This window comes from Bacillus sp. CZDM1 (assembly GCF_055502545.1).
Window position 1 is genome coordinate 20,533 of the sequence record NZ_JBUESO010000022.1, and the last position, 12,429, is coordinate 32,961.

Here is a 12,429-nt window from a genome sequence, read left to right on the forward strand (position 1 = left end):
TGTTCGCTATTGGCTTTATGAAGGACATTTCTCCTGTATTCCTACAGGGTTTTGTCCTTCATTGGATTGATAAAGTATTTTATTTTGAATGAAGTTTTTTCTTCTTCCAAGGTTTTAAAAACGAAATAATAAATATGAAAATTGTAACAAGAACTTGAAAGTAGACCGCATATTGTCTAATCTCGTGATTTTGAATAAAGATTGGATTACTTAAGGCCATTTCCTTTTGAGTTTCTAATAATTCCATATTAGCTACCATTAATTCGTCCACAACAAAAATTCCAACGATTGTTTGAATCATATATAGAACAAATTTCACACCAACCCATCTATGCTTGAAAAACCCCCAGCTGGTAAAAAATCCGTAAGTGAAACCCACTAATAAAGTTCCAATCGCGCCCCATCTGACAATATTATCGCTAATGATGATAATGTTTTTATAGCCAAGATAGGACTCATCATATTTTGTGAAATCAATATGAAGATTTAAAGCCAAAGAACTTAAAATTCCTCCGAAAAATAATACTACTAGAAAAACGTGGATAATCTTCAGCCACTTCATACCTTTAGGTCCTATTTTCTTCATTTTTCAAACCCCCAAGCTGCCCATTGTTTAAAATAGTTTCCTTATCGAAATGTGCCATACCGCTTCATGCACTATTCATTATAATAGGGAGAAAATAATCTTATAATGAACCACAGCCTTAATTCTCTCTACTTCTGTGGTCTTATCTTAAAAATAATTAATCTACAGTGAAAATATTGTTACAATAGTAGATAGAGCAAGCTGAATGGTCCAATTGCGGAGGTTTTACGATGCAAACTCAACGTTTTAAGTTTAAGTTAAGTACAATCATCATATTCTTTGTTTGTTTAGTAGTACTTGTGTCTTTAATGATTACAGATTTATTAATAAGCAATACAGTCAGTGAAAATATTAGAAAACATCAAGACGAGAAAGCGAGGATGGTTTCGAGATCTGTTGCAGCCTCTCAGATTATTATAGACGCCTTGGAGGACGACCAGAAGGCAAATGAGATTCAAGAATATACAAAGGAAATTCAATCTGCCACTGATATGATGTTTATCGTTGTCATGGATATGAACGGAATACGGCAATCGCATCCGAATCCAAAACAAATTGGCAAGCACTTTGTCGGCGGGGATGAGAAGGAAGCACTTAAGGGAAAAGAATATGTATCAAGCTCCCGGGGGACATTAGGCGAATCTTTGCGTGCCTTTACACCTATCTATAACAAGACTGGTGAACAGATAGGTGTGGCTGCTGTCGGCATATCCCTAACAAGTGTAGAGGAAGCTCTCGGCAGAAGTCATCGAAGTATTCTTACTGTTACGGTATTAGGCTTATTTATTGGGATCATTGGTGCGATTTTACTAGCGAGGTATATTAAAAGAATCCTATTCGGACTTGAACCCTTTGCCATTGCCAAGATTTTTGAAGAGCGGAGTACGATGCTTCAATCCGTACGCGAGGGAATCATTGCCGTTGATAAAGAACAAACCATTACACTGGTCAATCAATCAGCACGACAAATTTTTCAAAAGGCAGGGCTATCTGAAGATCTGATTGGGAAGAAAATCCACGAATATTTGCCATCAACCAAACTTAATCAGGTTCTTGAGACAGGTAAACCAGAACTAGATGAAGAACAAACGATTAACGGTGTTTCCATCCTCGTTAATCGAGCTCCATTAGTTGTAAATGGCGAGGTGGTTGGTGCGATTTCAACCTTCAGGGATAAGAGCGATGTCAAGCAATTAGCGGAGCAATTAACAGGCGTGAAAACCTATGCGGAAGCACTCCGTGCGCAGTCTCATGAGTTTATGAATCGCCTGCATGTTATTCTTGGAATGGTCCAAATGAGGTATTACGATGAACTATCTGATTTTATTCGCACTTTAGTCGGCCACCAAAATCAAGAATTAGGAAACATCACTCAACATATTAAAGACCCTGCTCTAGCCGGATTTCTGATGGGAAAATTAAGCTATACCAGGGAAGAAAATGTGGAGTTTATCATTGAGGTAAATACTGTGATTCCTGAGCCGGCGAACCCTAGGATTGCCCATGAGTTAATCACCATTCTTGGTAATTTAATTGATAATGCGATTGAAGCGATGGCTGATTCCAGCGATAAAACACTTGAAGTTACGCTTCATTATTCGGATAAATTATTAACAATGGAAGTTTTGGATTCGGGACCAGGAATTCCTGATGAGATTCAAAAGAACGTTCTTGAAAAAGGTTATTCCACAAAAGGGGAAAATCGTGGCTATGGTCTATATCTTGTTACAAAAAGTATTGAAAACTTAGGCGGGGAATGGACAATTGATTCTAAGTCATTACTAGGAACAGTGATTCATATACGAATTCCATATGAGGCAAAGGGGGGGAATCATGATTAAGGTTCTAATAGTCGAAGATGATCCGATGGTTGCGGAGTTTAATAAGCGGTATCTGAAAGAAATGAATGGATTTAGTTTGTCTGGCATTGTCCATAACGTAAAGGATGCAAGGGAGTTTTTAAACAAGGAACAAGTTAACCTCATTTTACTGGATGTCTATATGCCAGGGGCGAATGGTCTTGAACTGCTTCATTTTATTAGGGAACAAAAAATGGCAATCGATATTATTCTCATTACCGCTGCAGCAGACACAGAAAAAATACAAACTGCACTAAGGATGGGCGTAGTCGATTATTTGATTAAACCATTTGAGTTTGAAAGGTTTAACCAGGCCTTGGTGAAATATAAAGATAAATACGCCTTCTTTGAAAAAAAACAAGTTTTTAACCAGGAAGAATTAGATGATCGAATACTTCATTCGGAGCAGAGGCCGGCTGGGGAAACAATCAATGATTTGCCAAAGGGTTTAACCAGTAGTACGCTGCAGAATATCATACATGTGATTAAATCAAAAGAAGGCGCCCTTTTTTCGACCGATGATATTGCAGAAAGTACCTATATATCAAGAGTATCAGTCCGAAAGTACTTGAAATATTTAACCCATCTCGGTGTCCTCGAAGAATCATTAACCTATGGGATTGGCAGACCGGTTTATTATTACACTTTGAAGAAGGATAAGCTTAGTCAAGTAAATATGTATCTTTAAAAATAGCGGCTCAGCTTAACGGGTTCTGTTTTGATTTTGCATCCAGTGCATCGCAGCTGCATAAGTGCCCGGAGCAGTTTATTTATAGAAGGATAAATGCATGTATTTGAAGATTTAGATGGGAACCATCCTGATTACAATGGTGATTTTCAGTATGACCCCAACCACAAAGTCGGAGAATTTATTTCCAATGGTATGAAATGGGTTCAATACAGTCTTAATAATGGACATGCTCCGTATAATAATCTATTTTCTACAAAAGTAAACGGGGTTATTTATGAGGTGTCTAGCCAAGGATGTTCGGTAGAAGAAATCAAAAAACTACTAGAAACATTTGAACAAGCACCTACGGAGTAATGGTATATTCTAGCTTGCTGTTAAACATGAATAGGATAGGGGCATTTCTTCAAGACTGAGACGCTTTTTTCTTATGCAGCTAATGAAGCAGGTTAGTTTAAGAGGGAATATCTTTCCTATGTTCTTCGAATACTAAAAAAAAAGTACAAGGAAAGATTAAAATGAAAACATTGCAAACAAAAGAGAAAATAAAAAAAGTCGGTGAATTTTATAATGAAGTCTCGAAAGCTAATGAGGACTACTTAAAATATTGGCTTGATCATACGTTGTTTCATTGGGATTTTTGGTTATCTTTATTTTTTACTATTATACCAATAATTTTTTGGATTAAAATTCGCAAAAAAGAAAGCTCAAGCCGTCTTTTATTTACAGGAATGTTTGTTTTTATTATTTCTTCATGGTTAGATTTCTTAGGAGTGCAATACGGAAAGTGGTACTATACAGGAAAAGTAATTCCTTCAATCCCTTCGTATGTACCTTGGGATTGGATTCTACTTCCTGTTTTTGTTATGACCTTGATTCAATTTAAACCTAAAAGTTCTCCTATCCTAAAAGGATTGATTTTTGCAAGTGTAAGTACATTCATAGGCGAACCACTTTTTTTATGGCTAGGTTTTTACATTATAAAGGATTGGAATATTCTTTATTCCATCCCTATATATTTCATCCTTTACTTATTAGCTAATAGAATAAGTAAAGTTAAAAATTTTGAACCGATTTCCTAATTAATTTACTTCAGCCACAGAGGCGTTTCCTAAAATATACTTAAATAAAAATTTTTGAAATTTGCATAATTCATTTTATCAAATTAATGGTGTTGATTGTGAAGTATTAAAATAAACAAACGGGGTGCTTTAATAAAACCAAGAAAAATTTATATATACACAAAAACACCGTGTTAATTGCGGTGTTTTTTGTGTGCGAAATAACCTATTATTTTCCCAGAACCCGTTAGGCTAAGCCACCTGTTTTTCATGATAGAGATTTTTTAAGAATAGAGGGCTATCCCTACCAACCCAGAAAGTACGATTACATAGACAGGATTCCAACGGAGTTTCAATAAGGCAAACAGAGAGAGCCCAAAGATGATGGCTAAGCTTATTGAACGGAATGAGATATTTATGGTAATCAGGTTATTAGCCAGCGCAAATTTAAGAGCAGCAAAGATAATTAAACTCGTTACGAGAGGCTTTAAACCATAGAAAATCTTTTCAACCACTGGATTATGATGGAGTTTGGTAAATAGAGCAGCAACAAGAATGACTAAGATCAGCGAGGGCAGCAAAATGGCCATCGCAGAGACGAGAGCCCCCTTGATTCCTGCAGCAGAATATCCTACTAAAATGGCACTATTTACAGCGACCGGACCTGGAGACATTCCAGCAATCGCAATCATATTCGTCAACCGTTCCGCAGTCATCCATCCGTAGTCCGTAACAGCTGTCTCAATGATAGGTATCATGGCATAGCCTCCTCCAAATGAGACAAATCCCATAATAAAAAATGTGTGAAACAGTTCCCACAAGATCATTCTAAGCACCTCCTCGCTCTTAAATGCCCGCACCCATGAAATAGTCAGGGTCAGTGGATGGATCCACTTTCTTATTATTCTTATGCAAGTCTATCGTGTAGCCTAACTTCTCTTTGATTTTTACAACCACTAACCCCGTAATTGCACCTAGAAAAATGGCAACTATAGGATGGATGAAAAACAGTACCGGGACACCGAAAGCCATAATAAAGAAAGTGGTCTTATCGAAAATCGCAGTTTTAGCAATTTTAATAGCTGCATAGACTATGATGGCTACATTTGTCGCTCTTATGGAAACAAATGCGGCTTCTAGCTTTGGATTATCTTGAACGAAAAAATAAGAAATGCCTAAAGATAGAACAATTAAAAAGGTAGGCAGGGAAACGCCAATCATCGCAGCTAGTGCTCCTCTTATCCCGCTAATTCTGTGACCAATAAACGTGGCTGAATTCACCGCAACCGCACCTGGAACGGTTTGAGATAAAGCTATCACATCGGTAATGTCTTCATGAGATAACCATTTTCGCTTTTCCACTATTTCTTTTATGATGAAAGGGATCATCGCAAAACCCCCGCCAAACGTAACAGGACTAATCTTAAAAAACGACCAAAAAATTTGAAACAACAACTTCCATTGGAACTTCACCTTCATAATAAATCCTTCTTCCCATAAGATCTAAAGAGAACAAAGCCCCCTTCAACCTATGAATCTAACAATATAATAAAGGTATCAAAATAGAGTCTGTGGGTAAATAGCAAGATATGTAAATTATAGAAATTTAGTGACATAATTAGGTGAAATATTATTTGGTGACAGGCACCGCTCGTGGACAGTGTCCACCTCAGGCGGACAGTGAATAAGAGGGGAGAAGGAAGGGGAGGAGGGAATAAAAAAATGTGAGCCGGTGGGGCTCACATTTTTTTTGTTTAGGCTGTGATTTGTTTTTTGTCTGGTACTTGGTGCACGGGGTTGAATTCGCCTTCTGTTTTGGAGATGACGACGGTTGCTACTCCGTTTCCGATGAGGTTTGTGATGGCACGTGCTTCTGACATGAATCGGTCAACCCCAAGAATTAGTGCCATTCCTTCGACAGGGATGGAAGGGAAAACGGCTAGAGTCGCTGCTAGTGTAACAAATCCTGATCCTGTGACGCCTGCCGCACCTTTTGAGGTCAACATCAGTACCGCAAGCAGGGTGATTTGCTGCCAAATACTTAGATCCACTCCGTATGCCTGTGCGATGAACAATGCCGCCATCGAAAGATAAATGGACGTTCCATCAAGGTTAAAGGAATATCCTGTTGGAAGAACTAACCCGACGACAGGCTTTGAACAGCCGTAGTTTTCAAGCTTTTCCATCATTTTTGGCAACGCCGCCTCAGAGGATGAAGTTCCAACCACTAAAAGGATTTCTTCTTTTATATAGGCAATGAATTTGAAAATGCTAAAGCCGAACATTTTAGCAATTCCACCGAGAACCAAGATAATGAATAGAGCCATTGTAAGATAAACGGAGCCCATTAATTTTCCAAGATACAATAATGATCCAATTCCAAATTCTCCGATTGTGTAAGCCATAGCGCCAAATGCTGCGAATGGAGAAACTTTCATAATGATATTAACAATTCCGAAAAACACATCAGCTGTTTTTTCAAAAAACTCGATAATTGGTTTTCCTTTTTTACCTAAATGAGCTAATGAAACTCCGAATAAAATTGCTAGGAGAAGTACAGGTAAAAGTTCACCATTAGCAAAGGCACCGATGAAGCTATCAGGAATGATCGATAAGATGAAATCCATAAACCCATGACTAGTTTCAGCCGCTTTTTCGGTGTACTGCGAGATATCTCCTTTTCCTGCTTCTGCATCAATCCCTTTTCCTGCTTTAAAAACATTGGCCACAATAATTCCGATGGCAAGAGCGATGGTGGAGACGATTTCAAAATAGAGTAATGCCTTCCCGCCGATTTTACCAACTTTCTTTAAATCCCCCATACCTGCGATGCCAATGACGATTGTAAGGAAAATAATTGGAGCAATGACCATTTTTACTAGTTTTATAAAAACATCTGCAATCACCTTTAGCTGTGAGCCAATTTCAGGAAAAACAAAACCTACCAAAATACCAAGAAAAATCCCCAGAATAACCTGGGTAGTGAGACTCTTAAAATTAATTTTCATATCCACGCCTCCTAATTAAGTTTTTTGAAAACGATTTCAATTTGTTGAATTATTAATATATTACAATTTTGTGAACATATAAAATAGTTTATATTACTTTATAAATCGTTTTGTAATTAAAGTAAGTGAGGTATTTTAAATGAAAAAATATAAAAGCTGCCAAAATCGATTGGCAGCCCAGCTTGAATCTTATTGTCGCTTTTTACTGTTTGAATCTTGAATTGAAACATTGTTCGGTCGTTCTGGATAGGACGCCTTGCCTGAATCATCTGGACCAGTAAGTTGATTCCTTTCATTAAGAACTTTCCCAGTATATTCAATAGGATTATTTTTTGGCATTTTATACACCTCCAAGTAATAGTATGGTTGAAATGCAAAAGACAAATTCAAGAAGTATAATATAGAGACAGAGGGGGGTGGAAAATAATGGTGACACCAAAACACATTGTTTCAGCTGCGGCCATTGTATTAAATGAAAAGAATGAACTATTACTGATTAAAGGACCACTTAGAGGATGGGAAATGCCTGGCGGTCAGGTGGAAGAAGGGGAATCCTTGACGGATGCTGTGATCAGGGAAACAAAGGAAGAGTCTGGAATAGATATAGAAGTTATTAAGTTTTGTGGAATCTTTCAAAATATCGAGAATTCGATTTGTAATACCTTATTTTTAGGAAAACCCATCGGTGGGGAATTAACAACCAGTCCGGAGAGCCTAGAAGTAGGTTTCTACAAACTAGAAGAAGCTTTAGAAATGGTCACCTGGAATAACTTTAGGCAAAGAATTGAATATTGCTTAGATGAGAAACATCATCCCTTTTACATTGGTTTTTAAATACATAAAACGAAGTGGCTTCTGATGAACTTCCTGATTAAATGCAAAATTTTGGGGTTCGAATCAGTAAGTCACAATATATAGTTTAACTAACTGTGCGTTGATCCAGGAAGGATTAACGCATTTTTTTGTGGGATTTATTGTTAAACTAATATCCGTTTCTCGACAAATGTAAACAAAAGTTGATATTAAATTTATATTCCATTAGTAAGATCATAATTGAAAGATATCAAAGGAGGTTTACATTTTGAGAAAACTGTTAGTTCCCATTACAGATTGGGTCTCAACTAAACGTGGATGTGGATTACGATTATCGCTTGGCTCGTCCTGATGGTAGGATTAAGTGCGGGACCAAAACAGGCTTTATCTCTGAAGATGGTTCAACGATGATTGTTCCGATGGAATTAGAGCAGGGACTTGGCAATAGTGAGTTTTCCAAAATCAATGACAAGGCGTCAGAGATAGGGAATAAGATTGCAGATAAGGGATACGTTCCTAGTTCGCGGGATGCTCCTGCCGGCTTTGATACTGTTATTTGAAAAAGACAAGCAAGCATCGCATAATAAATAGACAATAAAATAGAATACATTGGGCTTCCATTGTATTCTATTTTTTAGGAGGTTTGTATTATGAAGATTCTTGTTGTCGATGATGATGTCTATATTCAACAGCTTGTATCAATCCACTTAAGCCGAGAAGGATATCAAGTATATAGAGCGAATCATGCCGAAGAAGCATTAGACTTGTTGGAAGAAAAAACAGTTGATTTAGCGATTGTCGATGTCATGATGCCCGGGATGAATGGATTTGAATTGACAAAGATCCTATCAAACGACTTTTCTATCCCCGTTATTCTACTTACGGCCAAAGGACAAATCGATGATAAGGAACGAGGCTTCTTATCTGGTTCAGAGGACTATATCGTTAAGCCATTTGAGGTGAAGGAACTCCTATTCCGTGTTGCTGTTGTTTTACGACGTGTCGAACGTGCCATGGAAACGGTCATAAAAGTTGGAAATCTCATGATAGATCGGAAAAACTTTGAATTAATGATCAATCAAGAAACCGTCCTTCCGCCATTAAAGGAATTTGAACTATTAAGTTTATTAGCATCACGTGTAAATAAGATTACCCCTAGATCCGTCCTAGTTGAACAAGGATGGGGAGTTGATTATGAAGGGGGAGAACAAACGCTAAATACTCATATCAACAGAATCCGAGAACGTTTAAAAAAATACGATGCAACGGTGGAAATTCAAACGGTTCGAGGAATCGGTTATAAGCTAGAGGTAACGAAATGAGAACTTTATATCGGAAATTCATTGTTGCAACGCTATTGATCCTAACGATAAGCGTCACGATTGGAATGATACTAGCAAATTTTATTTACATGACATCTACAAAACAAAAGATTGATCAGCATAATGTAGAGATTGCACAAAATGTTACACTAAACCTTGAGAATATGCATTCTGATCGTTCATCCTTTGAGCTTTTCTTGGAATCGATTGGAAATCTTGGATATCAGATATATGTAGTAAACGAATCCGGGGAAGAAGCTTATTTTGGCATGCCTTTTAGCAAAACGGATCTACCGACAGAAGCCAAGAAGGTTCTTTCGAAAAAAGAAATCTACCATGGTATGAACCACTTTTCCCATAAGTTTTTAATGATGGGACACTTCTCAAATGATGTAGAGAATACGGTAGGTATTCCATTCACAATGAGTGGGGAACAATACGGCTTGTTCCTGCGTCCAAATAATAAACTACTCTTTTCCGATATTCATATGATTCTAGCATGGTTTTTTGTAGCGGTTACTGTTGTCAGTATCAGCGGGGTAATCCTGTTTGCGAAGCATCTTATCCAGCCGATTACAAAGTTAACGGAAGCGACCAAAGAGATTACACGGGAGAATTTTCATTATCCGTTAACAAATGATCGTAATGATGAGATTGGACAATTAGTAGAAAGCTTTAACACCATGCAGAAGCAGTTACAACATAATGACGAAGCCCGAAAATCCTTCATCAATAATGTGTCACATGACTTTCAGTCACCACTAATGAATATTCAAGGCTATGCAGAACTTCTATTGTCACAAAAAGTAAATGATCGTGAATTCAGAGAATACTTACAGGTTATTGATCATGAATCAAAGCGGCTTTCGATTCTAACAAAGCAGTTATTGCTATTAACATCCCTTGACCAGAAAGCTTATCCGATGATGATATCGGAGGTCCAATTGGATGAACAAATTAAACAAACTATCCGCAGGTATCAATGGCGGCTGCAGGAGAAGGAAATTGAAGTTTCTTATAAACTGCCATCTGTTCGGATGAAGGTTGATGCGGAACTTATGAGCAACGTCTGGGACAACTTGATAACAAACGCGATAAAGTATAATACACATGGAGGCAGTATTTGGATTAGCTTATCTAGAAACGAATCCTTTCTAACTATCATTGTTAGAGATACAGGGATCGGAATGTCCAAGGAAGCCGTCACCCAAATTTTCGACCGTTTTTATCGTGTAGATTCATCTAGAAAAAGTGACGGTACTGGACTTGGTTTATCGATCGTTAAACAAATCATTGACTTGCATGGAGGAGAAGTAAAGGTTGATAGCAAAGATGCAAAGGGGACAACCTTCACAATTATACTTCCTATTATGAAGAAAAAATTGGAGGAATAAATAATGGAACAAACTTGGAGTATACGGCTAATTCGATTCTCGGCAATATTCGGTATAATCGGTACTTTTCTTGGCTCACATATGTCAGGAAATATGGATTATTCATTGAGACCCATTCATGCTCATATTCTATTAGTAGGATGGCTGTCTGTATTTGCCTGGGGGATATTTTATAAGGTATATACGATTAAATACAAAAAACTTGTACCCATTCACAGTATACTAGGAATGGTGGGGGCTTTGGGTTTGACCGTAGGAATGTGGATGTACAATCTAAATCCATTCAATCTTAATGAGACCTTTTTAATGGTGTTCTTTATTGTAGGCGGAAGCTTACTTTTACTTGCTTTTTTATTATTCGTGCCAATCACTTTTCTCATTAATAAACAGGAAAATAAAAATTAAAATTTCAAGTAATAACTCGGCAATAGGGTGCATTCCTTGATAGGACTATCTTTAGCTGATACAGATGATATAACATTTTAAAGTTCAAGATCATATAAGAAGAAGTTGGATAATAATCGAGCAGGACTCGCCACATCTATGTGGTGAGTTTTGCTTTTTTATATGCTAATTGTTATACCAAAACAGATGTCAATTTGGATTGAATTTTTAGAAAGCACCCCAAAATGGAACCCTTTACAAGTGGAACCGTTTTTCTACATGGTAGTTATCTTTCCGCTTTTTTCCGATGTTTTACCTTATATACTATCGTAGCTATAATATTAGCGAGAATGAATAGCATGTTCCCCTGCACATTCGCGTGCAATAATTGTTCCTCAAATTCCATATCCTCCATCATTTCACCTTGACTCTTGCCCTTTTTCTCATTCACTATGCGCCTCTTTGCCATTTGCTCTATATATCGATATTGAAAAGGTACTAATATTAAAGATAATAGAATGTATCCAGCTACAAATATCAATAATATTTCACTCATCTAAAATTTCCCCTTTCCTTATACCTTAGCCCCCGAAAAATAAATCAAGAATATTGGATGAAGTGGATGATTTCTTATTATAGAATTCGGAATACCCGCATTTTTTACAGAAAATAACGATAAACGTGTTGTGCTGAAGATCGAATATTTTTGATAATCCCGTTCCAGTCATGGCAACTTCCTTTTGTCCGGCATCTCTAGAACCGCATTTTATACAACCTTTTTCGCTCATTATTATCCCTCCAGTTATAAACCTTTCCACTTATTTACGTATTGGATTTCAAAATGTTTCATATAATCCCACATTTTAGCTTGTTCCCTTACATGAAAAAAGGTAAAATGCAATAAAACTAGAAAAGAGGGATGAACATGCCATTTGATATTTCAATGTTGGGTATGGGCTACTTCAGCTTAGATGCTGCGGCCGTCGATAAGAGCCCAAGTGAAATGGTGATCACTGACGAAAAGGAAGAAACCTATTACATCGTTTCAAGAGAAGTTTACGAAGATGGACCGCAACAAGAGGGTTATAAAATTATCGTCAATGAAGGGGAATAATCACTCTTTCTGACTATTACCTAAATAAAGCCGTATCGAGTTGTCGATACGGCTTTATTATTTCTTTTTTGCCTCTGTTAAAGACAGACGTTGATTTATCTCACTGAAATCCTTATGTAGTACTAAACTCAAAGAGTAATCTTCTGATTAGTTGTTCATCCCGCTTATGAAGGACAAATCTCATTGAGGACTCTCTAGAT

Annotated in this window: 17 protein-coding genes; 10 read left to right on the forward strand and 7 right to left on the reverse strand. The window is 37.2% G+C overall.

Annotated elements, in window-relative coordinates; genetic code table 11:
• Window positions 1-79: 79 nt before the first annotated feature.
• The gene (locus tag ACY3XC_RS26940) at window positions 80-586 is read right to left on the reverse strand and encodes a DUF2269 family protein (protein WP_464871304.1); all 507 of its coding nucleotides are present in this window, start codon (window positions 584-586) and stop codon (window positions 80-82) included.
• A gap of 230 nt (window positions 587-816) precedes the next feature.
• On the opposite strand from ACY3XC_RS26940, the gene dcuS reads away from it, so the two are divergent.
• The 4 genes from dcuS (at window position 817) to ACY3XC_RS26960 (ending at window position 4,215) form a co-directional block, all read left to right on the forward strand.
• Window positions 817-2,427, forward strand: a complete 1,611-nt coding sequence (dcuS, locus tag ACY3XC_RS26945) for a DcuS/MalK family sensor histidine kinase (protein WP_464871305.1) — start codon at window positions 817-819, stop codon at window positions 2,425-2,427.
• Window positions 2,420-3,133 carry a response regulator gene (locus ACY3XC_RS26950; protein WP_464871306.1) on the forward strand — a complete coding sequence of 238 codons (714 nt, stop codon included), beginning with the start codon at window positions 2,420-2,422 and terminating at the stop codon, window positions 3,131-3,133. The genes dcuS and ACY3XC_RS26950 overlap by 8 nt, the downstream gene beginning before the upstream one ends.
• Window positions 3,134-3,229: 96 nt before the next feature.
• The gene (locus ACY3XC_RS26955) at window positions 3,230-3,490 is read left to right on the forward strand and encodes a hypothetical protein (protein WP_464871307.1); all 261 of its coding nucleotides are present in this window, start codon (window positions 3,230-3,232) and stop codon (window positions 3,488-3,490) included.
• A 161-nt stretch (window positions 3,491-3,651) separates the two neighbouring features.
• Window positions 3,652-4,215 (forward strand): CBO0543 family protein, encoded by a 564-nt coding sequence (locus ACY3XC_RS26960; protein ID WP_464871308.1) that lies wholly within the window; start codon window positions 3,652-3,654, stop codon window positions 4,213-4,215.
• Window positions 4,216-4,478: 263 nt separating this feature from the next.
• Here the strand turns inward: ACY3XC_RS26960 and ACY3XC_RS26965 are convergent, their stop codons facing one another.
• The 4 genes from ACY3XC_RS26965 to ACY3XC_RS26980 form a co-directional block, all read right to left on the reverse strand.
• Window positions 4,479-5,021 (reverse strand): chromate transporter, encoded by a 543-nt coding sequence (locus ACY3XC_RS26965; protein WP_464871309.1) that lies wholly within the window; start codon window positions 5,019-5,021, stop codon window positions 4,479-4,481.
• A gap of 19 nt (window positions 5,022-5,040) precedes the next feature.
• Window positions 5,041-5,673 (reverse strand): chromate transporter, encoded by a 633-nt coding sequence (locus tag ACY3XC_RS26970; RefSeq protein ID WP_464871310.1) that lies wholly within the window; start codon window positions 5,671-5,673, stop codon window positions 5,041-5,043.
• A 275-nt stretch (window positions 5,674-5,948) separates the two neighbouring features.
• A complete protein-coding gene (locus ACY3XC_RS26975) occupies window positions 5,949-7,202 on the reverse strand; it encodes a dicarboxylate/amino acid:cation symporter (RefSeq protein WP_179160240.1) in 1,254 nt (417 codons plus the stop codon).
• A 189-nt stretch (window positions 7,203-7,391) separates the two neighbouring features.
• Window positions 7,392-7,541 (reverse strand): hypothetical protein, encoded by a 150-nt coding sequence (locus tag ACY3XC_RS26980; RefSeq protein ID WP_464871312.1) that lies wholly within the window; start codon window positions 7,539-7,541, stop codon window positions 7,392-7,394.
• An 87-nt stretch (window positions 7,542-7,628) separates the two neighbouring features.
• Between ACY3XC_RS26980 and ACY3XC_RS26985 the strand changes: the two genes are divergently transcribed.
• From ACY3XC_RS26985 to ACY3XC_RS27005, 5 genes are all read left to right on the forward strand, one after another.
• The gene (locus ACY3XC_RS26985; protein ID WP_464871313.1) at window positions 7,629-8,036 is read left to right on the forward strand and encodes an NUDIX hydrolase; all 408 of its coding nucleotides are present in this window, start codon (window positions 7,629-7,631) and stop codon (window positions 8,034-8,036) included.
• 293 nt (window positions 8,037-8,329) lie between these two features.
• Entirely contained in the window at window positions 8,330-8,575 is a 246-nt protein-coding gene (locus tag ACY3XC_RS26990) for a hypothetical protein (RefSeq protein ID WP_464871314.1), read from the forward strand.
• A 90-nt stretch (window positions 8,576-8,665) separates the two neighbouring features.
• A complete protein-coding gene (locus tag ACY3XC_RS26995) occupies window positions 8,666-9,337 on the forward strand; it encodes a response regulator transcription factor (RefSeq protein WP_464871315.1) in 672 nt (223 codons plus the stop codon).
• Window positions 9,334-10,731: a sensor histidine kinase gene (locus ACY3XC_RS27000; protein ID WP_464871316.1), complete on the forward strand. Its 1,398-nt coding sequence runs from the start codon at window positions 9,334-9,336 to the stop codon at window positions 10,729-10,731. The genes ACY3XC_RS26995 and ACY3XC_RS27000 overlap by 4 nt, the downstream gene beginning before the upstream one ends.
• A gap of 3 nt (window positions 10,732-10,734) precedes the next feature.
• Complete coding sequence (locus tag ACY3XC_RS27005) at window positions 10,735-11,136, forward strand: hypothetical protein (RefSeq protein WP_464871317.1); 402 nt, start codon at window positions 10,735-10,737, stop codon at window positions 11,134-11,136.
• A 265-nt stretch (window positions 11,137-11,401) separates the two neighbouring features.
• On the opposite strand, the gene ACY3XC_RS27010 is transcribed toward ACY3XC_RS27005, so the two are convergent.
• Complete coding sequence (locus tag ACY3XC_RS27010; RefSeq protein WP_464871318.1) at window positions 11,402-11,671, reverse strand: DUF3949 domain-containing protein; 270 nt, start codon at window positions 11,669-11,671, stop codon at window positions 11,402-11,404.
• Between the two features lie 25 nt (window positions 11,672-11,696).
• Complete coding sequence (locus tag ACY3XC_RS27015) at window positions 11,697-11,903, reverse strand: zinc ribbon domain-containing protein (protein ID WP_179160232.1); 207 nt, start codon at window positions 11,901-11,903, stop codon at window positions 11,697-11,699.
• A gap of 137 nt (window positions 11,904-12,040) precedes the next feature.
• Between ACY3XC_RS27015 and ACY3XC_RS27020 the strand changes: the two genes are divergently transcribed.
• Window positions 12,041-12,229 carry a hypothetical protein gene (locus tag ACY3XC_RS27020; protein ID WP_095248951.1) on the forward strand — a complete coding sequence of 63 codons (189 nt, stop codon included), beginning with the start codon at window positions 12,041-12,043 and terminating at the stop codon, window positions 12,227-12,229.
• The last annotated feature ends 200 nt before the right edge of the window (window positions 12,230-12,429 follow it).

Excerpts from the sequence above, each read along its gene's own strand:
- ACY3XC_RS26940 (WP_464871304.1), bottom strand. The coding sequence starts at position 586 with ATGAAGAAAATAGGACCTAAAGGTATGAAGTGGCTGAAGATTATCCAC.
- dcuS (WP_464871305.1), top strand. The coding sequence starts at position 817 with ATGCAAACTCAACGTTTTAAGTTTAAGTTAAGTACAATCATCATATTC.
- ACY3XC_RS26950 (WP_464871306.1), top strand. The coding sequence starts at position 2,420 with ATGATTAAGGTTCTAATAGTCGAAGATGATCCGATGGTTGCGGAGTTT.
- ACY3XC_RS26955 (WP_464871307.1), top strand. The coding sequence starts at position 3,230 with ATGCATGTATTTGAAGATTTAGATGGGAACCATCCTGATTACAATGGT.
- ACY3XC_RS26960 (WP_464871308.1), top strand. The coding sequence starts at position 3,652 with ATGAAAACATTGCAAACAAAAGAGAAAATAAAAAAAGTCGGTGAATTT.
- ACY3XC_RS26965 (WP_464871309.1), bottom strand. The coding sequence starts at position 5,021 with ATGATCTTGTGGGAACTGTTTCACACATTTTTTATTATGGGATTTGTC.
- ACY3XC_RS26970 (WP_464871310.1), bottom strand. The coding sequence starts at position 5,673 with ATGAAGGTGAAGTTCCAATGGAAGTTGTTGTTTCAAATTTTTTGGTCG.
- ACY3XC_RS26975 (WP_179160240.1), bottom strand. The coding sequence starts at position 7,202 with ATGAAAATTAATTTTAAGAGTCTCACTACCCAGGTTATTCTGGGGATT.
- ACY3XC_RS26980 (WP_464871312.1), bottom strand. The coding sequence starts at position 7,541 with ATGCCAAAAAATAATCCTATTGAATATACTGGGAAAGTTCTTAATGAA.
- ACY3XC_RS26985 (WP_464871313.1), top strand. The coding sequence starts at position 7,629 with ATGGTGACACCAAAACACATTGTTTCAGCTGCGGCCATTGTATTAAAT.
- ACY3XC_RS26995 (WP_464871315.1), top strand. The coding sequence starts at position 8,666 with ATGAAGATTCTTGTTGTCGATGATGATGTCTATATTCAACAGCTTGTA.
- ACY3XC_RS27000 (WP_464871316.1), top strand. The coding sequence starts at position 9,334 with ATGAGAACTTTATATCGGAAATTCATTGTTGCAACGCTATTGATCCTA.
- ACY3XC_RS27005 (WP_464871317.1), top strand. The coding sequence starts at position 10,735 with ATGGAACAAACTTGGAGTATACGGCTAATTCGATTCTCGGCAATATTC.
- ACY3XC_RS27010 (WP_464871318.1), bottom strand. The coding sequence starts at position 11,671 with ATGAGTGAAATATTATTGATATTTGTAGCTGGATACATTCTATTATCT.
- ACY3XC_RS27015 (WP_179160232.1), bottom strand. The coding sequence starts at position 11,903 with ATGAGCGAAAAAGGTTGTATAAAATGCGGTTCTAGAGATGCCGGACAA.
- ACY3XC_RS27020 (WP_095248951.1), top strand. The coding sequence starts at position 12,041 with ATGCCATTTGATATTTCAATGTTGGGTATGGGCTACTTCAGCTTAGAT.